This window comes from Paraflavisolibacter caeni, from assembly GCF_025628885.1.
Taxonomy (GTDB): domain Bacteria; phylum Bacteroidota; class Bacteroidia; order Chitinophagales; family Chitinophagaceae; genus Flavisolibacter; species Flavisolibacter caeni.
This window is the reverse complement of record NZ_JAOTIF010000009.1, coordinates 34,077-54,794: the sequence shown is the minus strand read 5'-3', so window position 1 is coordinate 54,794 and position 20,718 is coordinate 34,077. Positions and strand designations below refer to the sequence as shown.

General features: G+C 36.5%; 15 protein-coding genes and 5 tRNA genes. 18 read left to right on the top strand and 2 right to left on the bottom strand.

Annotated features, from left to right (window positions below; translation table 11 throughout):
- The first annotated feature begins 34 nt into the window (after nt 1-34).
- From porU2 to OCK74_RS12935, 3 genes are all read left to right on the top strand, one after another.
- Nucleotides 35-5,059, top strand: coding sequence for a putative type IX secretion system sortase PorU2 (gene porU2 / locus OCK74_RS12945; protein WP_480287581.1), 5,025 nt, complete (start codon nt 35-37; stop codon nt 5,057-5,059).
- A gap of 125 nt (nt 5,060-5,184) precedes the next feature.
- Nucleotides 5,185-6,672: a hypothetical protein gene (locus OCK74_RS12940; protein WP_279297468.1), complete on the top strand. Its 1,488-nt coding sequence runs from the start codon at nt 5,185-5,187 to the stop codon at nt 6,670-6,672.
- 29 nt (nt 6,673-6,701) lie between these two features.
- Complete coding sequence (locus OCK74_RS12935; RefSeq protein WP_279297467.1) at nt 6,702-7,448, top strand: glycosyltransferase family 2 protein; 747 nt, start codon at nt 6,702-6,704, stop codon at nt 7,446-7,448.
- Nucleotides 7,449-7,466: 18 nt separating this feature from the next.
- Here OCK74_RS12935 and OCK74_RS12930 read toward each other — a convergent pair whose 3' ends face one another.
- Nucleotides 7,467-8,546, bottom strand: a complete 1,080-nt coding sequence (locus OCK74_RS12930) for a hypothetical protein (protein WP_279297466.1) — start codon at nt 8,544-8,546, stop codon at nt 7,467-7,469.
- An 873-nt stretch (nt 8,547-9,419) separates the two neighbouring features.
- Nucleotides 9,420-10,013, bottom strand: coding sequence for a riboflavin synthase (locus tag OCK74_RS12925; protein ID WP_279297465.1), 594 nt, complete (start codon nt 10,011-10,013; stop codon nt 9,420-9,422).
- Nucleotides 10,014-10,108: 95 nt separating this feature from the next.
- Here OCK74_RS12925 and rpsU point away from each other — a divergent pair, with 95 nt between their 5' ends.
- The 15 genes from rpsU to rplA all read left to right on the top strand — a co-directional run bounded on the left by rpsU (nt 10,109) and on the right by rplA (nt 20,702).
- Nucleotides 10,109-10,306 (top strand): 30S ribosomal protein S21, encoded by a 198-nt coding sequence (gene rpsU, locus OCK74_RS12920; RefSeq protein ID WP_174205484.1) that lies wholly within the window; start codon nt 10,109-10,111, stop codon nt 10,304-10,306.
- Nucleotides 10,307-10,457: 151 nt separating this feature from the next.
- Complete coding sequence (locus tag OCK74_RS12915; protein ID WP_279297464.1) at nt 10,458-11,357, top strand: tyrosine-type recombinase/integrase; 900 nt, start codon at nt 10,458-10,460, stop codon at nt 11,355-11,357.
- 133 nt (nt 11,358-11,490) lie between these two features.
- Nucleotides 11,491-11,790, top strand: coding sequence for a ribosome hibernation-promoting factor, HPF/YfiA family (gene hpf / locus OCK74_RS12910; RefSeq protein WP_279297463.1), 300 nt, complete (start codon nt 11,491-11,493; stop codon nt 11,788-11,790).
- A 223-nt stretch (nt 11,791-12,013) separates the two neighbouring features.
- Nucleotides 12,014-12,086 (top strand) — tRNA-Thr (locus OCK74_RS12905).
- A gap of 89 nt (nt 12,087-12,175) precedes the next feature.
- Nucleotides 12,176-12,258: transfer RNA gene (locus OCK74_RS12900), tRNA-Tyr, on the top strand.
- 133 nt (nt 12,259-12,391) lie between these two features.
- Nucleotides 12,392-12,464: transfer RNA gene (locus tag OCK74_RS12895), tRNA-Gly, on the top strand.
- Nucleotides 12,465-12,551: 87 nt separating this feature from the next.
- A tRNA-Thr gene (locus OCK74_RS12890) sits at nt 12,552-12,623 on the top strand.
- A 128-nt stretch (nt 12,624-12,751) separates the two neighbouring features.
- Entirely contained in the window at nt 12,752-13,939 is a 1,188-nt protein-coding gene (tuf, locus tag OCK74_RS12885) for an elongation factor Tu (protein WP_279297462.1), read from the top strand.
- A gap of 62 nt (nt 13,940-14,001) precedes the next feature.
- Nucleotides 14,002-14,072: transfer RNA gene (locus OCK74_RS12880), tRNA-Trp, on the top strand.
- A 122-nt stretch (nt 14,073-14,194) separates the two neighbouring features.
- Nucleotides 14,195-14,386 (top strand): preprotein translocase subunit SecE, encoded by a 192-nt coding sequence (secE, locus tag OCK74_RS12875; RefSeq protein ID WP_279297461.1) that lies wholly within the window; start codon nt 14,195-14,197, stop codon nt 14,384-14,386.
- 3 nt (nt 14,387-14,389) lie between these two features.
- Complete coding sequence (gene nusG / locus OCK74_RS12870) at nt 14,390-14,971, top strand: transcription termination/antitermination protein NusG (protein WP_279297460.1); 582 nt, start codon at nt 14,390-14,392, stop codon at nt 14,969-14,971.
- 82 nt (nt 14,972-15,053) lie between these two features.
- Complete coding sequence (locus OCK74_RS12865; protein WP_279297459.1) at nt 15,054-16,691, top strand: ArnT family glycosyltransferase; 1,638 nt, start codon at nt 15,054-15,056, stop codon at nt 16,689-16,691.
- Nucleotides 16,692-16,871: 180 nt separating this feature from the next.
- Nucleotides 16,872-19,295: a DUF5916 domain-containing protein gene (locus tag OCK74_RS12860; protein ID WP_279297458.1), complete on the top strand. Its 2,424-nt coding sequence runs from the start codon at nt 16,872-16,874 to the stop codon at nt 19,293-19,295.
- 238 nt (nt 19,296-19,533) lie between these two features.
- Complete coding sequence (gene rplK, locus OCK74_RS12855) at nt 19,534-19,977, top strand: 50S ribosomal protein L11 (RefSeq protein ID WP_279297457.1); 444 nt, start codon at nt 19,534-19,536, stop codon at nt 19,975-19,977.
- A gap of 29 nt (nt 19,978-20,006) precedes the next feature.
- Nucleotides 20,007-20,702, top strand: coding sequence for a 50S ribosomal protein L1 (gene rplA, locus OCK74_RS12850; protein WP_279297456.1), 696 nt, complete (start codon nt 20,007-20,009; stop codon nt 20,700-20,702).
- Nucleotides 20,703-20,718 lie beyond the last annotated feature (16 nt).

Sequence of the window (20,718 nt, the reverse complement as noted above, 5' to 3'; positions counted from 1 at the left end):
GTTTAAAATATCTGTATCCCAAAAATGTTTATGCATGAAAAAAGTTCTGTTTTGTTTATTGCTCGCTTGCAGCTTTGTAGCTAAGGGACAAGTGTACAATAACGAATGGATTGATTATAGTAAGACTTATTATAAGTTTAAACTACGTAATTCCGGGGTTTATCGCATACCTCAATCTGTATTAGCAAGTGCTGGTTTAGGTAATGTGCCTGCAGAACATTTTCAATTGTGGAGAGATGGGGCGGAAATACCGATTTATACTTCTACACCTTCAGGAACATTAGGGAGCAGTGATTATATAGAATTTTGGGGTGAAAAAAATAATGGTAAAGCTGACAAAGGGCTTTACCGCAAGCCTGAATACCAGTTGAATGATTATTACAGTTTAATTAGTGATACAGCCTATTACTTCTTGACTGTTAACCCTTCCGGTGGAAATACAAGGTTAGCAACAATAGTTAATGAAACCGCTGGTAATACACTTGCACCAGAGCCGTATTTCATGTATACGATTGGTAATTATACCGGAAATAAGATTAATGGTGGATTAGCCTATTATCCTGGTGCTTATTTATATTCATCATCTTATGACCAAGGTGAGGGATGGACATCTGGTGATATTGGAGGAGGGGGGAATCATACGACCTCATACAATAATTTATTTGTTTATCCTTCTGGTCCAAGTCCAAAGTTTAAGATTTCGGTTTCAGGAAATTCGATAGATATTAGAACATATTCTGTTCTAATTAATTCGGATACGATCCTCAATAAGGCTTTCAACTATTTTGAGTATACGACAGATTCTGTGGCATTTCCCTTGTCTAAATTATCTTCAGGAACTGCTACTGTTAGGGTAACCAATTCAGCAGGAAACATGGTAATCCATAAATACGAGCTGACATATCCTCGTTTGTTCAACTTTGGTGCATCTAAAAACTATGAATTTATATTACCATCAAGTTCAAACAAAAGGTACCTGGAAATTTCCAACTTTGCTTTCGGTACAGTAGCTCCTGTATTATATGACCTTACCAATGGAAAGAGGTATGTTGGCGATATATCGGCTAAGCCATTGGTAAAGTTTGTGATTCAGCCATCTTTGGAAGCTCGTTATGTTTTAATAAATGAGGAAAGCACAAACATAAACAGTGTAACCGCCTTACAACAGCGAAATTTTATTAATTATGCTGATGTTGCCAATCAAGGCGATTTTCTTCTAATATCGAATCCGCTTTTATTTAATGGTACTAATGGTTCAAATCCGGTTGAAGAATATAGGGCGTACCGCAGTTCGGCAGCGGGTGGCGGATATAATGCTAAAGTTTGCTTGGTTGATGAACTAACGGACCAGTTTGCCTTTGGTATCAAAAAGCATCCTGTTGGCCTCAGGAATTTCATCTTATTTGCAAGGCAACATTTTACAACAGCACCAAAGCATGTTTTGCTGCTTGGGAAAGGCGTAGATTATACAGCACAACGTTATAATGAGAGTAATGTAAACATTAACCTACTCAACCTTGTTCCCACTTTTGGTTCGCCTGCTTCAGATGTGTTACTGACTGCAGATCCGGGTAGTTCTGTGGGTAGGGTTTCAATAGGCCGTATATCAGCCATTAATGCACAAGAAGTAATAGACTACTTAGATAAAGCGAAAGAATTTGATGCTGCTCAAGCACAAGCACTGGTTTCGCCAGAGGCAAAGGATAAACTATGGATGAAAAATGTGTTACACATTATAGGTGTAAGTGAGCCAGTGTTACAAGCAACCTTAGAAAGTAGTATGTCGTCATTAAATTCAATTATTAGTGATACACTATACGGTGCGAAGGTGACAACATTAACAAAGCAAACTGGTAATAATGTTGAGCAAATTAACAGTGTCGTTCTGAATAACCTTTTTACTGAAGGAATGAGCTTGATTACCTATTTTGGGCATTCTGGAGCAAGTACTTTATCCTTCAATCTCGACAATCCTGAAAGTTATAATAACAAAGGAAAGTATCCCTTATTTATTGCTATGGGTTGTAATGTTGGTAATATTTATGATTTTAATACATCTCGTTATTCTGTAAAACAGACACTATCTGAGAGCTATGTCTTAACACCAAGTAAAGGTACTATCGGGTTTATTGCCAGTACCCATTATGGTGTTGTAAGGATTTTAGATACGTGGAGTCAGAACGTTTACAATACAATTAGTAGAACAGATTATGGGAAATCAATAGGTGATGTTTTAAATATTGCTGCTGACAAGATACATAGCATGGCCCCGGAAGATTTTTACTTTCGGTGCAATATGGAGCAAATGGCTTATCATGGAGACCCATCTATTAAATTAAATACCCATCCGAAGCCAGATTATTTTGTCAATGATCAATTGGTTACTGTATCTCCCACTTTTGTATCTATTTCAGAACCATCATTTAAAGTAAAAGCTAAGTTCTTAAATATTGGAGCCGCTGTAAACAGAGATATTGCAGTTGAGATAAAACGTGAATATCCTGATCAAACTTCTCAGGTAGTTTATCGAGATACTTTAAATGGTTTACTATTATCTGATTCCATTATTTTGAATTTGCCAATTGATCCACAAAGAGATAAGGGGTTAAATAAACTGACAATTACCATTGATGCAGATAATGCAGTTGATGAACTGTTTGAAAATAATAATACTACTACGAAGGAAGTATTTATTTACCAGGACGAGGCTCGTCCAATCTATCCTTACAATTACGCCATTGTCAATGATCCAAATGTGAAACTATCGGCATCTACAGCTGATCCATTTAGTTTATTAAAGAATTATAAAGTTGAAATGGATACAACGGAGTTATTCAATTCGCCTTTAAAGGTAACTAAAACAATAGAATCAAGAGGCGGAATGCTAGAGTATCAACCTGGAGTAACGCTAAGAAATAATACAGTTTATTATTGGAGAGTAGCAATTGTGCCTGCTTCAGGCGAGTATCATTGGAGTAATGCTTCTTTTATTTATCTAAAGGATAGTGAATCAGGATTTAATCAGTCGCATTATTATCAGCATTTAAAGTCTGAATCAAAAAAAATGTATTTAGATTCCGCTTCAAGAAAATGGGAGTTTGGATTAATTCCTAATGATTTATATGCAACCAATACAATTTTTCCAACTGGTGGTAGTACCGATGCTGATTTTGCAGTAAACTTAAATACTGAGTATGCCATGCGAAGTGCATGTGTCGGTAGGTCATTAATCTTTAACGTGTTTGATGCTAAAACACTTAAACCTTGGAAGAATGTAGATGACAATGGTGCAAATTTATATTTGTACGGCAGTGGCTCAGCGAATTGCAAACCAACTAGGAATTACAATTTTGAATTTTCTTATTTGACTTCTGCCAGCCGTAAATTAATCATGAATTTTATGGATACGATTCCCAATGGATCTTATGTTGTGGTAAGAAGTATTGATTATAATACCACTGCTTCTTATTCATCAAACTGGCGCTCAGATACTGCTTTATTTGGTAGTGGTAATTCACTTTATCATAAATTGTTACAAGCAGGCTTTGCCAATATAGATTCTATTGATCGCCCAAGAGCATGGATATTAATCTATCAGAAAAACAATAATTCCTTTAAGCCTAAATATGCATATACACAGGGAATCTATGATAATGTTAAAATAACATCCACAGTTTTTTCTAGAGGAAATAATGGGGTTGTGGAGTCGCCTGTATTTGGTCCAGCAAAATCATGGAGGACGTTTATGTGGGAAGGTGCTATTGAAAATCAAAAGACTATTACTTTCTCAAAAATTATTGGTATCAGAACCGATAATAGCAAAGACACTTTATTCAATTCTATTGAAGTTGATAATAAAGTAACAGATATTTCATCCATAAGTGCCTCGAAATATCCTTATCTGCAGCTATACATGACTACAATGGATACGACTGATTATTTACCGCATCAGTTGAAATATTGGAGACTTACTTATGATCCGATACCAGAAGGAGCCATTGCGCCCAATATTTACTTTAGTATGAAGGATTCGTTAGAAGCTGGTGAGGAAATCAATTTCAAAGTGGCATTTAAGAATGTAAGTAAAACTTCATTTGATAGCATAAAGTTGAATTTGGTAATTATTGATGCAAATAATGTAAGGCATGTTCTTCCGGTTGTAAAACAGAGGCCATTAGGCGAAAATGACACGCTACATGTTTCTTCAATTGCAGATTCCAAGCAATTTACAGGCAGAAATACTTTATATGTAGAAGTAAATCCAGATAATGACCAGCCAGAGCAATTCCATTTTAATAATTTTATCTATAAAGATTTTTATGTAAATCAGGATTTAGCAAGTCCCATTTTAGATGTTACATTTGATAATATTCATATTTTGAATGGCGATATAGTCGCATCAAAGCCGAACATTGTCATCAAAATGAAGGACGAATCAAGTAAGCTTTTGTTGAATGACTCTTCCTTATTGACAGTGAAGGTGAGATATCCGGATAATACCATTCGGACATTCTCACAAGATAGTGATACTTTACGCTTTGTGCCGGCAGTTGTGGGGACAGATAATACTGCAACAATTGAATTCAATCCCTATTTTACTGAGGATGGTGACTATGAGTTGATTGTTTATGGAGAGGATAAAAGTGGTAATAAGGCAGGAAATACAGAATATAGAATAGCGTTCAAGGTGATTAATAAACCTATGATATCCAATATGTTTAATTATCCCAATCCTTTTACGACGTCAACAGCATTTGTGTTTACCTTAACGGGTAGCGAAGTGCCTCAGAATATGAAAATTCAAATTCTTACTATTACCGGTAAAGTGGTTAGAGAAATAACTAAACAGGAATTGGGCTATTTACATATTGGCAGAAATATAACTGAATTTAAATGGGATGGTACAGATCAATATGGACAAAAGCTTGCAAATGGGGTATATCTATATCGAGTTGTAACTAGTTTGAATGGTAAGTCGCTTGATAAGTATAAAGCTGAAGATGATCAAACAGACAAATATTTCAATAAAGGTTATGGTAAAATGTACCTAATGAGATAAAATAGAAAAAATAATTATATTAATACTTCAAATTGTAATAATAAATTATTGCTGTATCAAATATTTTAAGATAGCAAGGGTGAATATTATTGGGTTAGTATTTGAAAATTAGGGGCCGAGATCAAATGAATAAACTAAAGAAGAAGTTAAATGGAACCCAACTTTTACTAATATTTACTTTTTTTATATTCTGTAGTGGTTTAATCTTTTTTCTTTGTAATGATTTCTGGCAAGATGAAGTTTATACATTGGTACATTTTGATTTTGTTCCATTTAAAACAACATTATTTGATTACCATAGTACTAACAATCATGTCCTTTTCAATGTTTCTGTTCAGTGGTTTGCAAGAATATTTGGAATAAATGATATTAAGAGCGCCCTTGAGGCACCCTATCTCCTTAGATTAATTCCTTTCCTTTATTCTATTTTAGGCGTTGTAATTTTTTACTTTGGCGCAAGAAATCACTATGGGAGACATTTTGCAGAAGTAGGAGTTTCAATTTGGTGCACTTCAATTGTCATTATTGATTTCGGTGTTCAATTGCGTGGCTATTCTTTAAGTATACTTTTGACCTTACTTCAATATTTTGTCTTTTTAGATCTCTTAAAAAATAAACCAACATTTAAGAAGGTCGCATATTTTATTCTACTATCAGGGTTAAGTTTGCTTTGTTTGCCAACTAATATTTACATAAATGTATCTTATTTAATTTTCTGCTTTACACTTTGTCTTTTCCCATTTACTTCATACACTTTCTTAAAAAAGGAAATTAGTTCGAAAGGTATTTTCCTAATTGGGACTGGTCTGGGGTTAATTACTCTTGGTGTTTTATTGTATTATAAATGGCTTCTTCAGTTGCAGCCGGAAAATCCATTACTTTCTTCATTTCATTTATTTAGTTTTAAAAATCTAATCCAGGCTTTTGCTATTTATTTCCATTTCTCCGATATCCGGTACTATTTATACTTGTTTTTGATTTTATGGGTAGTCCAGTTTTGCAAGTTTTTAAAATTTAAATCCTATTCTAATATCTACTTTCCTTTTTTCTGCTTCTCAATGCCATTTTTACTTTTTTTCATACATGGTTCTATAATAATTCAAAGGACTTTTCTTTCCTTGTTTCCATTTTTTGTAATTATAGTAACTTCAACAATAGAGAAGTCAATATTGTGGAATTATAGATTTAAAAAGTATCTTAATTATCTAATTGCTGGTAATATTTTTAGTTTAATTTTTTCATTTGCAATTCTTTTGAATAATTCTAAGCGCAATAATGAATTCTCATTACATCAACATGATCTAAGAAACCATTATTACCTTGTAAATTTTAATGCAGAAGAGGTGACTTTATTAGCGAGAAAAATAATTTTGAAGAATAATATTAAGCTTTTTGTTTGGGATGATTTTGGCCAGACAGGGATTGACTACTACTTAAATTATTATGACGTTCCTTTTGAAATGTTCACAGATCGTATGAAATTTGAACAAGCATGTCTTGTTTTGACAAATAACAAGGGCGCTTTAGAAATGTATTTGCAACAAAGGCATGTTATCTTCAAAAGACTACTAAACAAGGATAAACAATACAATCTTTATTTGCTACAAATGTAAGATTATCAAGCGGCGAGTAAAATATACTAATGATAAGAGGGAAAAAACTTGTTGTTGTTTTACCTGCATACAATGCCGGTAAAACCCTAGAGAGGACTTATTCTGAAATTCCGTTCGACATTGTTGATCAAGTTGTATTGGTTGATGATAAAAGCAATGATGACACTATTGCTGTTGCCAATAAGCTTGGCATTTCTGTAATTGTATTGCACGATAATAACTCTGGATATGGTGCCAATCAGAAGAGTTGCTATAATAAAGCATTAGAAATGAATGGTGATATAATAATCATGTTGCATCCTGATTATCAATACACTCCTAAGTTAATTCATTCCATGGCATATTTGATTTCAAATGAAGTTTATCAAGTTGTACTCGGTTCAAGAATTTTAGGCAATGGAGCTCTTCGCGGTGGAATGCCTTTATATAAGTATTTTTTTAATAGGCTGCTTACTTTTTTACAGAACTTGCTGATTGGTCAAAAATTATCTGAATATCATACTGGGTATAGAGCTTTTTCCGCTCAAGTTTTAAAGAGTATAACCTATAATAAGAATTCCAATGGTTTCATTTTTGATAATGAATTGCTTTGCCAAATATTATATAAGGGATATTATGTTGCTGAGATTACATGTCCTACCAAGTATTTCGAGGATGCTTCAAGCATTAATTTTAAACAAAGTGTAATATATGGTTTGGGGGTATTGATCAATTCAATAAAGTACAGATTGAGTAAATTGAATTTGATTCAATCAAGACTCTTCGAAGATAATTAATTGTGGGTTGAAAATTCACTAATGGGCAGGTGTAAAGCTTAACGTTACTTTTTGGGAATTTTCATTTACGGCAATAGCCATAAAGGTTTCACAATAGGGAAATATTGGTACTCTTTTATCATTTATATATGCCTTCCATCCTGGGAAATGGTTTTGCAGGATAATTAAGGTGTCAGTTCTTGGTACATGAAGGTTTAGAGAAAATGAATTAGGAGTAAAATGAGCTATTCCAATATTTGCATTAAGATTGCTCAATAGGAAGGCAAATGGTTTAATTTTTACTAGTGCAGTATCACTGCTTTGATAAAAACGTTCAGTTCCATTTAATAGAGATGGATATTCAATTTTGGGATGTACAATTTGCTTATCATACCATGACCAGTTGCCTATTAATGCTTTTTCTTCTTCATTTATGTCCTGGGAAGTCTTGCCATTGATGGAGGTGGGAGAGGGAAATCCATTTGGACTTTTTGAGATGATTTGTTGCATTTTGAAAACGCTGGTTCTGCCAACGCCTGTAATAGGTAATAATAACCAGGAATTCAAACAAATGTCAAGTAAGAAAACTAATAGTAGAATATCCTTCCAATTATTCCGGTAAATTGACCACAAGTAAACGACGGAAAGAAAGCTTGCAACTAAAAGAGATATTAGAAGCGTGTGTTTAAAAGTTATATTATCGATTACATTCTTGATCAGTTGAATTCCTGATGTTGCGCTTATAGAAAGATTCAAATTTGGGTTCAATAAAATTGCAATTATAATGGCTCCCAACAAAAGAAAGATTGCAAATCCTTTAAGAAGCAACTTCAATTTACTTTTGTAAGCATCGTTTCCTGAATAAATTTGGTTGATTTCAAAAGAACCACAAAGAATTAATGAGAAAATAGCAAATACTCTGTATTCTCCATTTGTCCTTACCGATTTTAATAAAGGCAGGTGAACATAAATACTTTCTTTTACATTGCCTCCAAAGGATAAAATCAACATTATCAGGCCTGCAATGCAAAATATTTTTTGAAGGATGTTTTTCCGATCATTGATTAAAAACACTAGGAAAGAAATAAAACCCAGTAATGAAAAATATGCGTTTCGCATGGAAACGTCCGTTAAAAAGAAAGTAGAGTTCTTTATAGTACTTAACGGCAGTACAAATGATATATAGGATGGAAGTGTGAAACCAACATTGGTACTTTCGAGGTGATTCACTGCTCCAGCCCTGGAATAAAAAGGAAACAATGTGAAATATGAAAATAGAAGAGGGGATAGGAACAGAAAACTTATAATTATTAGTTTAAAGTTTAAAATAATAAATTCCTTCAGCTTATTGTAAGAATGGGAAAAAAGAGGATGTAAAATAACAAGGATGCATCCATAAAATGCTGTAGCAATTGGAATTGCTGGATGTCCTCCTGCACATAAAAGGTATGTGGATATGCCAAATCCGAGCAGATTTTTAACATTAGGCTTCTGCTGATATAAAAGCCAAAAGGAGATTAGCCAAGGAAGAAAAGCTGCACAAGTTAGAAAGTTAATGTGTTGAAGGTTCCCTATAAAGAAGCCACAGCACATAAACATGCATCCCATTATAAAGGAAGTCTTTTTAAGGAAATTAAGGTTTCTCCCCAGCCTGTACATTCCCAGTCCTGCTATATAGATATACAGCAATACTTCAATGGTAAATGTATAGGCGTTATATCCAATTAATCCAAAAAGCCACGTAATAGGATGCCACCAGGCAAAGCCTGGATCTGCATATAGTGGGAAGCCAAAATTTAAGTAAGGATTCCATACGGGCAGGTAACCATGCCTAAGAGCTTCTGAAAAAAAGAACTTGTTAGGAAAATTATAAATAAATGCATCATTCTTAAGAGAAAATAAGAATGAACTGAGGGGCAGGTACGCAATTAAGCAGACAAGTAATAACAGCAGAGGCGCCTTTAGCTTCCTAATTGATCTTTGGTTCATTGTTTACATAATATTAAGCGCCTGCTTTCGTATAATATACTTCCCTACCATATCAAACTCCAAATTCACTTTATCGCCTTCCTTTAGATACTGGAGGTTCGTATGTTCCCAGGTGAATGGGATGATGGCGACCTTGAAGGTAGTTCTTTGAACGCCGAAGGCAGTGAGGCTGATGCCGTTTATGCAGATGGAGCCTTTTTCGATGATTAGGGGGGCGTGCTCTTCGGGAAATTCGAATTCTATTTCATAGCTCCCGTTGCAGTCTTTGATGGATTTGCAAAGGCCTGTAGTGTCTACATGGCCCTGTACAAAATGACCATCGAGGCGGCTGGAAGGCAGCAAACTGCGTTCGAGGTTTATATATGAGCCAACTAGCCAAGAGCCTAGATTGGTTTTATCGAGGGTTTCTTTGACGGCTGTTACCCGGTAGAGGGGGGCTTTTATTTCCTCTATAGTGAGGCAAACGCCATTGTGAGCTATGCTTTGGTCTACTTTTAATTCGCTGGTGAGCGGAGCAGAAATCCAGAAAGTTTTGTTTGTTCCGTGACCGGTTATTTCCTGAACCTGGCCCACGGCTTCAATTATTCCCGTAAACATGCGGTAAAATTCGGAGTTTTAAATTTTATTTTGGCAAAAAATGATATTTAATACTATCTTTGCCATCCTAAAAAAATTAAAGGAGGTATATAAGCATGCTAATCATTGATTCAAAAGACTGCGAAAACATAGACAAGGCTTTAAAGAAGTATAAAAAGAAATTCGAAAAAGCTAAAATCTTGTTGCAGTTGCGTGAAAGACAGTCCTTTACAAAACCTTCTGTTAAACGCAGAGGCGAGGTTTTGAAAGCTGTTTACAAGCAACAAATAGCCAGCGGAAAGATCGAATCTTAATACCTCGGAGGATTAAAAAATATACCGGTAGTTGCCGGAAGTAAAGCTTAGCATACCAAGCCATTGAAAAGGCTGATATTTTAAAAGTTTTACTAATCTCTATATTTAAGATAGCTGCAAAGTATTTGTTACTTTGCAGCTATCTTTTTTTATGTCATCAACAGAACAGATCATCCAGCCTTTTTTGGACTTTCTCAAGTTTGAGAAGCGGTATTCTCAGCATACTATTCTTTCTTATCAAACGGACTTGATTTCCTTTTTTGACTACCTGGTTACGAGCCTTGGTGGTGTGGAACAATCCCAGATCTCTCATATTTATATACGTAGCTGGCTGGCTTCAATAAAAGATGAGGGGATGACTGCAAAAACCATCAACCGGAAGATTTCAACCTTACGTTCCTTTTTTAAATACCAAATGAAGGTAGGCGTGTTGACACAGACTCCTATGAATAAAATCATAGCCCCCAAGTCAGAAAAGCGGCTTCCCAATTTTGTTTCCGAGTCGGAGATTGACACTTTGTTCAGGCATGTGGATTTTGGTGACGATTGGAAGGGGAGGACTGACAGGTTGCTTTTGCTTATTTTCTACCAGACAGGTCTCCGGGTGACGGAACTGGTTACTTTAAAGGAAGGTCATGTGAATAAGGCCAATTCGACCATAAAAGTATTAGGTAAAGGAGGGAAGGAAAGAGTAATTCCTGTTGCCCCAGAACTTATGAATGAGATATTGACCTATATATCTTTCAAAAAAGAAGCATCATTCAATAGTTTAAACGAATGTCTTTTGGTGAATGAAAAAGGAGGAGAGTTGAACAGGAGAGGAGTGTATGCAATAGTAAAAAAATACCTAAGCATGGTAACAACTATTGAAAAACGTAGTCCTCACGTATTGAGACATACTTTTGCCACCCATTTAACAAATAATGGAGCTGATATCAATGCTGTCAAGGAGTTGTTGGGGCATAGCAGTCTGGCTGCAACACAGGTGTATACTCATAATTCCATTGAGAAGTTAAAGAGCGTTTATAACAAAGCTCATCCTAAGGCTTGATTTTTTGCAGAATATATAAAAAAGCAGGCCTTTTCTTGGAAAAGAAGTGTTTAACCTTTAACTTCATAACAGTAACCTCAATTCATTTATGACAGTTCTTTAACTTATTGTTTCACGTTTAAAACCGAGTTCTATGACGGTACACATTCAGACGCTTCATTTTGATGCAGATCGAAAATTGGTCGATTATGTCACAAGCAAATTAGAGAAGTTGAACACGTTTCATGACCGGATTATTAAGGTAGATGTGTTTCTGAAGCTTGACAATGTAGTGCATACGATCAAAGATAAGATTGCTGAAATCAGAGTGCATGTTCCAAGAGCCGATTTTTTTGTAAAAGCAACAAGCAAGTCGTTTGAAGCTTCTTTTGATGAAGCGTTTGACTCGTTGGTAAATCAGATTAAACGGAAAAAAGAAAAGCAGTTTGCTTAATAGAAAAAGACCTCCAGGATTGGGGGTCTTTTTTTTTGTAAAAAATATTTTTCATCATTTTTTTTGTGGTAATACAAATTCCTTTACTTTTGCCTTCCCAAAAACGGAACACAGTTCTTTGTAAATGAATAAGATGCCACTTTTACTCGACTAATTAAGCAGTTGAAAACAGGGTGTTTGTTGTTGCTTTAATCGTGCATTTTGTTCAAATGTTATTGAATGCGCCACTTTAGCTCAGCTGGTAGAGCAACTGATTTGTAATCAGTAGGTCGTTGGTTCGATTCCGACAAGTGGCTCTAAAGAAGCATTTTTTTGATTTTGAATTATGATTTGTAATTGTGAATAATTACAACGTACTTCGCGAGGCAAAAAATTGATAAAATTGGGGCAGGTTCCAGAGCGGCCAAATGGGGCGGACTGTAAATCCGCTGTCTTTCGACTTCAGTGGTTCGAATCCACTCCTGCCCACGGAATAATTTGAAGATTGGCAAATTTTCAATGAGAAAGTTTGTTCAATAAAATTGGATAGTTCTTTAAATGTTAAGTGTTGAAAATTTCAAGAACTTTGCGGAGTTTTTGGAGTTTACATTTAATTAAATAAGCGGGAGTAGCTCATTTGGTAGAGCGATAGCCTTCCAAGCTATAGGTGGCGAGTTCGAGCCTCGTCTCCCGCTCAAATGAAGTCATTAGTTATTTAGTCAATAGTCATTGAGCAATCAATGACTGAAGGCTTTTGGCCACTGATTCAATGACTTTGAAAAGCCGTTGTAGCTCAGTGGTAGAGCACTTCCTTGGTAAGGAAGAGGTCGTGAGTTCAATTCTCATCAACGGCTCGAAGCTTTTTTGAAAGGTATTGAGGCTTTGCTGAAAGGTTTAAAAAGCTAAAATAAGTAATGACTTTCAAGCATAACGGAATTATAGAAGAATATAAATTTAACTCCACAACTAAAAACCGATAACGATGTCTAAAGAGACCTTTAAGAGGGATAAACCTCACGTTAACGTTGGTACCATTGGTCACGTAGACCACGGTAAAACCACTTTGACTGCCGCTATTACAACCATTCTGGCTCAGAAAGGTTTGGCGACAGCAAAAAAATATGATGAAATCGATGGTGCCCCTGAAGAAAAAGAGCGTGGTATTACTATCAATACTGCACACGTTGAATATCAAACTGCTAATCGTCACTATGCTCACGTTGACTGTCCTGGTCACGCTGACTATGTGAAAAACATGATTACCGGTGCGGCTCAGATGGACGGTGCAATCTTAGTTGTGGCTGCTACAGATGGTCCTATGCCTCAGACAAAAGAGCACATCCTTTTGGCTCGTCAGGTAGGTGTACCTCGTATTGTAGTTTTCATGAACAAAGTTGACTTGGTTGATGATCCTGAATTGTTAGAGCTGGTTGAAATGGAAATCCGTGAATTGTTGAGCTCTTATGGTTTCGATGGTGACAATACTCCAATAATCAAAGGTTCTGCAACTGGTGCTTTAGCTGGTGAAGATAAATGGGTTAAAGCTGTAGAAGAGCTGATGGAAGCTGTAGATACTTACATTCCTCTGCCTCCTCGTCCAGTAGATTTACCATTCCTGATGTCTGTTGAGGACGTATTCTCTATCACTGGTCGTGGTACTGTTGCTACTGGCCGTATTGAAAGAGGTCGTATTAAAGTAGGTGAACCAGTTGAAATCGTAGGTTTGATGGAAGCTCCTCTTACTTCAACTTGTACCGGTGTGGAAATGTTCCGCAAACTGTTGGATGAAGGTGAAGCTGGTGATAACGCAGGTCTGCTGTTGCGTGGTATTGATAAAACTCAAATCCGTCGCGGTATGGTAATTTGCAAACCAGGTTCTATCACTCCGCACACTGAATTCAAAGGTGAAGTTTACGTACTGAGCAAAGAAGAAGGTGGTCGTCACACTCCATTCTTCCAAAAATACCGTCCTCAGTTCTACTTCCGTACAACTGACGTAACTGGTGAGGTTGAATTACCTGCAGGTACTGAAATGGTAATGCCTGGTGATAATACATCACTGACTGTTAAGTTGATCCAACCAATCGCGATGGAAAAAGGTTTGAAATTCGCGATTCGTGAAGGTGGCCGTACAGTAGGTGCTGGTCAGGTAACTGAAATTCTGAAATAAGGATTACCTTACATAAATTCAATTAGCTAATTGGCGAAATTGCTAATTAGCTAATTGTTTCTACGGGCATAGTTCAATGGCAGAATAGCGGTCTCCAAAACCGTTGATGGGAGTTCGAATCTCTCTGCCCGTGCTGAGCAATGTGCAAATGTGCAAGATTTGAAAATGTGCTTTTTATAACACATTTTCCGGTTAAGAATGCATTTGCACATTTTTATATTTGCTAATTTGCATCATTAAATTGCATATTAAAAAATGAATAAAGTAACTAACTACTTCCGTGACTCTATTAAAGAGTTGACTGACAAGGTAACCTGGCCAAACTGGGAGCAATTACAGCAATCAACAATGATTGTTTTAGGCGCTACATTAGTTATTACTGCGATTGTTGGGTTGATGGATCTCGTTGCTGCAGGCGGCTTGAAATTTATTTACAAATTGTTCTAAACGATGGAAGAAACTACCCAAAATGCCGATACTCAACAGCAGGATACCAAATGGTATGTGCTGCGTGTGGTAAGCGGAAAAGAACGCAAGGTTAAGGAATATTTAGACAAGGAGATAAGCCGCGGCGGATGGTCTGACGTGGTAAAGCAAGTTTTTTTACCAGTTGAGAAAGTATACAAAGTTCAGGGTGGTAAAAAAGTAATGCGTGAAAGGAACTATTATCCTGGCTACGTGATGATTGAGATTGTAGATGGTAAGCTTAGTGATGATTTAAGAGATACCATTAAGAATACAAGTAACGTTATTCATTTCCTTGGAAAAGAGAATCCTATTGCTCTTCGCAAGGCAGAAGTGAATAAAATGCTTGGTAAGATGGATGAAATGGCAGAAAGTGGTGGTATAAGTATGAGTGAGCCATTTATTGTAGGTGAAACTATTAAAATTATTGAAGGGCCATTCAATGATTTTAATGGTGTGATCGAAGAAGTAAATGATGAGAAGAAGAAGTTGAAAGTTACAGTTAAGATTTTTGGTCGTTCAACTCCTGTAGAACTTAACTATATGCAAGTTGAAAAGCTAAGCTAATTATAACCTGTTTATAGAAAAGGCTGATTCATTGTACATTTGAATCAGCCTTTTTCATTTTAATTATTGCCTATCCATTCGAATGATCAACGAAATGAGCGCTAAGAGAAAGGGCGTATATATTTTTCTTATTTCCTTTCTTGTACTATATATACTATCCGTTCTCATCAACCTTAATTATCCTTTGCTTAGTGGTGAAGAACCAAGAAGAGCTCTTGTGTCCATTGAGATGTTGCATTCGGGTAATTACATAATGCCCAGTATTTTTGGTGAGGATTATTTCAACAAGCCTCCCATTTTTAATTGGATCCTTACTGGTTTCTTTTACATTACTGGATCAGAGTCTGAATGGGTAGTGCGATTGCCTTCGTTATTGTTTCTATTAATATTCGCTGGTACTCACTATTTCATTGCCAAAAAATTTTTACCAAAGACAATTGCTGCGCTATCTTCTCTGTTTACATTGACCAGTGCTGATATATATTTTTATGCCTTACAAAATGGGGGTGAGATCGATATATTTTATGCCTTAGTTGTTTATCTTCAAGCGATCTCTCTCTTTTATTTTGGCCACTATAGGCGATGGCTATATTTTTTCCTAGCTTCCTATCTATTTTGTGCCATTGGATTTTTAACGAAAGGCTTTCCTTCTCTTGTATTCCAAGTGTTTACTCTTCTAGCTGTTTGTGTTTATCATCGTTCTATAAAGTATTTGTTTCGATGGCAGCATCTTGCTGGTATAAGTATATTCCTGATTGTTACCGGTGTATACTTATACTTTTTTAGCTTTTATAATCCACCTCAAAGATTATTGATTAATCTTCTAAATGAGTCGTTTAAAAAGTCAGCCGTAGGAGAGCGATCTGAAAAATTATGGAGTAAGGCTTTTACATACCCAGCCTTAATCCTGAAGTTTTTACTTCCATGGTCTTTGTTACTTTTATTGCTGGTGAAGAAAATCAGGTTACATATATGGAGTAATCCTTTGGTACGGTTCTCAATTCTTTTTATAATATTCAACATTGGTGTTTATTGGTTTACCGGAAGGCCAAAGCTTCGATATGTTTACATGTTTCTTCCGTTCTTTTATACCATTCTGGCGTATTTGTATTGGAAGTATAAGAGTCATTATTTCTCTACAATAAGCAAATTTCTAAAGTATACCGGTTTTCTCTTCCTATTAATTTTAGGCGGTGTTGTTGTACTTCCCTTCTTTTTAAATGTTTCAATTTTCTGGGTAGTGTTAATGGCGGTGGCACTGCTAATTTTTTCTTATAACTATTTCAGGCAATCGAGGTTTTCTATCTGGTTTTTTATCATTGGAGTAGTACTAACACGCCTAGTATATGCGGCATTGATCGTGCCTGTTGAACATGAGCGTAGCAGTATGCGTTATGATCTGTTTATAAAGGAAATCGGGATGGCGAACAATCATCAGCCTGTTACCTATTGGTCGCCGGCTGATTCCCTGGATTTTGTCATAGATGTTAAGATTAATAAATGGGAGTATGAATCCCTCGCATCCCCTCCTGAGTTTCATTACCAACTCCCTTATTACTATCATAGGGCAACAGGAGATATCATGCAATATGCAAGTTCTATTCAGCCCAATCAAACCTATCTTACATTTAAGGGATGGCTCAAGGATTCGTCAGTAACTGTTCTATGGACTTCTCATGATCTAAAAGTTGGAGACGCCCTGATCTTATTTAAAAAGTAGAGCGAAATACTGGCGTGTAAAGGCCTCGTGAGATACAGTTTAGTAGTAAAAATTGCTATTTTATATATTAGCGATCGTTAAATATAATACAAATAATAAATTATTATTGATAAGCGGTAACATTCGGGTTATTTGGAGCGTTTAATTTCGCAGGCAGCTTTGGCTGCACGACCATAAACTATGCGCTTATTTCTTTTGTATTTCCTTTTGGTAGGAATGGCTGTACAAGTAGCAGCACAACCTTCTCCCAAGCAATTGCCTGCTAAGAGGATCTCTGCAACTATTAAAGTGGATGGAAGTTTAGATGAGGCTGTATGGAAAGAAACAACACCTGCAACAAGATTTGTCGAATGGCGTCCAAATTTTGGGATAGTTGAAGATAGCGCGACAAGAACAGAGATCTATCTCGTTTATGATCAAACCTCAATTTATGTAGGCGGATATTGTCATGAGCGTAGCCGTGATAGTATCTCCAAGGAGTTAGTTGGCAGGGATGTGATAGGCGTTAATGATTATGTAGGAATTATTTTCGATACATACAATGATAAAATCAATGGTTTTGGTTTTTATGTTACGCCATTGGGTGAACAGTTTGATGCCAAGTATTCCAGCACAGCAGGAGAAGATGGTTCTTGGAATGCGGTTTGGAGCAGTGAGGCCAAGGTGCTGGCAGAAGGGTGGACATTTGAGATGCGCATTCCATATTCAGCGATCCGGTTTGTAAGTAAAGAAAATCAGACCTGGGGATTAAATATTACCAGAAACCGAAAAAAGGTAGGTCGGCAGTTTATGTGGAGCCCTGTTGATCCGAAGGTAAATGGATTTATCAATCAATCTGGCTTATGGACAGGGATTGAGAAAATAGAACCACCTCTCCGACTTTCATTATCACCCTATTTTTCCGCTTACGTCAATAATTATCCTGATAATGAAAAAGACTGGAGTTCATCTGTAAACGGAGGTATGGATATCAAGTATGGGATCAATGAGAGCTTTACACTAGATATGACATTGGTACCAGACTTTGGGCAGGTGAAAAGTGATAACCAGGTGTTGAACCTAACACCATTTGAAGTAAAGTTTACAGAGAACCGTCCATTCTTTACAGAAGGAACAGAGTTATTCAGCAAGGGGAATCTTTTTTATTCAAGGAGAATTGGAGGAACACCGCTGCACTATAATGATGTAGAGGATTGGAAACATCCTGATGAAACTATTATTAAGAATCCTATAGAATCTAAATTGATTAATGCAACGAAGATCTCTGGGCGTACAACTAAGGGCCTGGGTATTGGTTTTTTCAATGCAGTAACAAAATCTGCATATGCAGAAGTTGAAGATGCTAATAAAACAATGAGGAAACTTGAAACCAATCCACTCACAAATTATAATATTGCTGTTATAGACCAGACGCTTAAGAACAACTCTTCTGTTTCATTTATTAATACTAATGTTTTGCGGAGTGGGAAAGATTATGATGCCAATGTTTCAGCTGGATTATTTGATATCAATAATAAAAAGAATACCTATAAATGGTCGGGTAAGTTTGCCTTGAGCCAGTTATTTCAAACTCCGGGAAAGAATACAAATGGCTACTCTCATTACCTAAGCTTTAATAAGACCGGCGGTAATTTTCTATTTACCATTCAACAGGATTTAGTAGATGACCAGTTTGACAGTAATGACATGGGTATCTTATTTAACAACAATTACCTTGATCATTATGTATGGCTCAGTTACAGATGGATCAAACCAAAGAAGTGGTATAATAGAATACAGGTAAATTATAATTGCACGTACAGCCGCCGTTATAAGGAAAGCTATTTCCAGACATTTTATACCAATGTAAATGCGAATGTTCAATTCAAGAACCTGTGGTGGGCTGGTTTATATGTTGGGTTAAATACTAAAGGGAATGATTTTTATGAGTCAAGAAACGGACGTATCTATCAAACTCCGCAATTCGTTAACTATAATGCATGGTTTGAAACGAATTTTACCAAAAAGTATTATGCCAACTTTGACTGGTCTATGAGTCATAGTAATTATTTCAATGGAAGGAGTCAAGCAATAGGCATGTTTCACAGATACCGATTCAACGATAAGTTTTCATTAAGTAATAATATTAGTTACAGACCCAGTAAAAACGAGGTAGGGTATTATGATGAAGAAAATAGCAATGTAATGTTTTCATTGCGTGACCGGAATACAGTAGAAACTGGCCTGGAGGCGAAGTACAGCTTCAATAACAAGTCGGGCATCAGTTTTATTGCGCGTCATTACTGGAGTAAAGTGGAGTGCAAGCGTTTCTTTTTATTGGATGGGAAAGGTTTATTAATCCCAACAGCTGCACCTGCTGATATCAATCATCAGAATTATAACAACTTTTATATCAATGCCGTATATACATGGCAATTTGCACCAGGTAGTTTTATAAATATTGTTTGGAAGGACGAAACCAGCACATCCGATGAAGATATTCAGTACAGGTATTTTAAAAACTTCAACAGGACAATCAGTGCTCCTCAGAATAACAATTTATCTGTGAAGGTGATTTATTACCTCGATTATTTGGATTTGAAGAAACGGAAAAAGGAGAGGTGAGGAAAGGGGGCAGATGGCAGATGACAAAAGTTACCAAATCTCTAAAGTTTGCTTGCAAGGCCTGTTTAAGCAAAAATCTTCGACGGTGTGGCTTTATTATATAAATCTTTTCCTACCTTTGCGCTCCCAAATGAAGTTCTTTAGTTTTTATCCGCCGCCTGGCGGGAAAATGAGGAATTTGGGAGATGGAGTAGTCGCAGAGATGAAACATCGCTTGAACCAATAAATCAGAAGAAAAATGGCAAAAGAAATCACTGGCTATGTAAAGCTTCAGTGCAAGGGTGGCCAAGCAAACCCTGCACCTCCAATTGGTCCGGCATTGGGTTCCAAAGGTGTAAACATCATGGAATTCTGTAAGCAATTCAATGCAAGGACACAAGACAAAATGGGAAAGGTACTTCCTGTTTTACTGACTGTATATTCTGATAAGTCATTCGACTTTATCATCAAAACTCCTCCTGCAGCCGTTCAGCTTAAGGACGCCGCTAAAATTCAAAGTGGTTCAAAAGAGCCTAACCGCACCAAAGTTGGAAAGGTAACCTGGGCACAAGTTGAAGAGATCGCAAAGGATAAAATGCCTGATCTTAACGCCTTTACCCTGGAAAGCGCCATGAGCATGGTTGCTGGTACAGCTCGCAGCATGGGATTAACTGTTGAAGGAACAGCTCCCTGGGAAAAATAATGTTTTGAACCTATTAAAAGAATTTGACAATGGCTTTCATTCCTAAAAAAAGAAAAGCAGCAAACGTTAAAGTTGATGCCTCCAAAGTGTATTCTTTGAAAGATGCATCTGCGCTGGTAAAAGAAATTACCACCTGCAAATTTGATGCGTCTGTTGATATACATATCCGTTTAGGCGTAGATCCTAAAAAAGCTGACCAGGCTATCCGCGGTACAGTTACTTTACCTCATGGTACTGGTAAAACAAAAAGAGTATTGGTGCTTTGCGGTCCTGACCAGGAAGCTGCTGCAAAAGGCGCTGGTGCTGACTTTGTTGGTTTAGATGAATTTGTTCAAAAGATCGAAGGTGGCTGGACTGATGTTGATGTAATCGTCGCTACTCCAGCTGTAATGCCTAAAATCGGCCGTCTTGGTAAGATCTTAGGTCCTCGTAACCTGATGCCTAACCCTAAGACTGGTACAGTTACTAACGATGTAGCTGCTGCAGTAACTGAGGTTAAAGGTGGTAAAATTGCCTTCAAAGTTGATAAAGCTGGTATCATTCACGCTTCTATCGGCCGTATCTCTTTTACTCCTGAAAGGCTGGTTGAGAATAGCACTGAGCTGATCAATGCTATTATTAAGGCTAAACCATCTACTGCAAAAGGTACTTACCTGAAAGGCGTTAGCATGGCCAGCACAATGAGCCCAGGCATTTCTGTAGACACAAAAGCTTTTGTTCACTAAGATGATCTTTTGAGAT

What these genes read in the sequence shown, in the direction of transcription:
- OCK74_RS12860 (WP_279297458.1), top strand. Translation starts at nt 16,872, where the DNA reads ATGCGCTTATTTCTTTTGTATTTCCTTTTGGTAGGAATGGCTGTACAA.
- hpf (WP_279297463.1), top strand. Translation starts at nt 11,491, where the DNA reads ATGACGGTACACATTCAGACGCTTCATTTTGATGCAGATCGAAAATTG.
- OCK74_RS12930 (WP_279297466.1), bottom strand. Translation starts at nt 8,546, where the DNA reads ATGCGAAACGCATATTTTTCATTACTGGGTTTTATTTCTTTCCTAGTG.
- rplK (WP_279297457.1), top strand. Translation starts at nt 19,534, where the DNA reads ATGGCAAAAGAAATCACTGGCTATGTAAAGCTTCAGTGCAAGGGTGGC.
- OCK74_RS12925 (WP_279297465.1), bottom strand. Translation starts at nt 10,013, where the DNA reads ATGTTTACGGGAATAATTGAAGCCGTGGGCCAGGTTCAGGAAATAACC.
- nusG (WP_279297460.1), top strand. Translation starts at nt 14,390, where the DNA reads ATGGAAGAAACTACCCAAAATGCCGATACTCAACAGCAGGATACCAAA.
- OCK74_RS12935 (WP_279297467.1), top strand. Translation starts at nt 6,702, where the DNA reads ATGATAAGAGGGAAAAAACTTGTTGTTGTTTTACCTGCATACAATGCC.
- OCK74_RS12940 (WP_279297468.1), top strand. Translation starts at nt 5,185, where the DNA reads ATGAATAAACTAAAGAAGAAGTTAAATGGAACCCAACTTTTACTAATA.
- OCK74_RS12915 (WP_279297464.1), top strand. Translation starts at nt 10,458, where the DNA reads ATGTCATCAACAGAACAGATCATCCAGCCTTTTTTGGACTTTCTCAAG.
- OCK74_RS12865 (WP_279297459.1), top strand. Translation starts at nt 15,054, where the DNA reads ATGATCAACGAAATGAGCGCTAAGAGAAAGGGCGTATATATTTTTCTT.
- rplA (WP_279297456.1), top strand. Translation starts at nt 20,007, where the DNA reads ATGGCTTTCATTCCTAAAAAAAGAAAAGCAGCAAACGTTAAAGTTGAT.
- porU2 (WP_480287581.1), top strand. Translation starts at nt 35, where the DNA reads ATGAAAAAAGTTCTGTTTTGTTTATTGCTCGCTTGCAGCTTTGTAGCT.
- tuf (WP_279297462.1), top strand. Translation starts at nt 12,752, where the DNA reads ATGTCTAAAGAGACCTTTAAGAGGGATAAACCTCACGTTAACGTTGGT.
- rpsU (WP_174205484.1), top strand. Translation starts at nt 10,109, where the DNA reads ATGCTAATCATTGATTCAAAAGACTGCGAAAACATAGACAAGGCTTTA.
- secE (WP_279297461.1), top strand. Translation starts at nt 14,195, where the DNA reads ATGAATAAAGTAACTAACTACTTCCGTGACTCTATTAAAGAGTTGACT.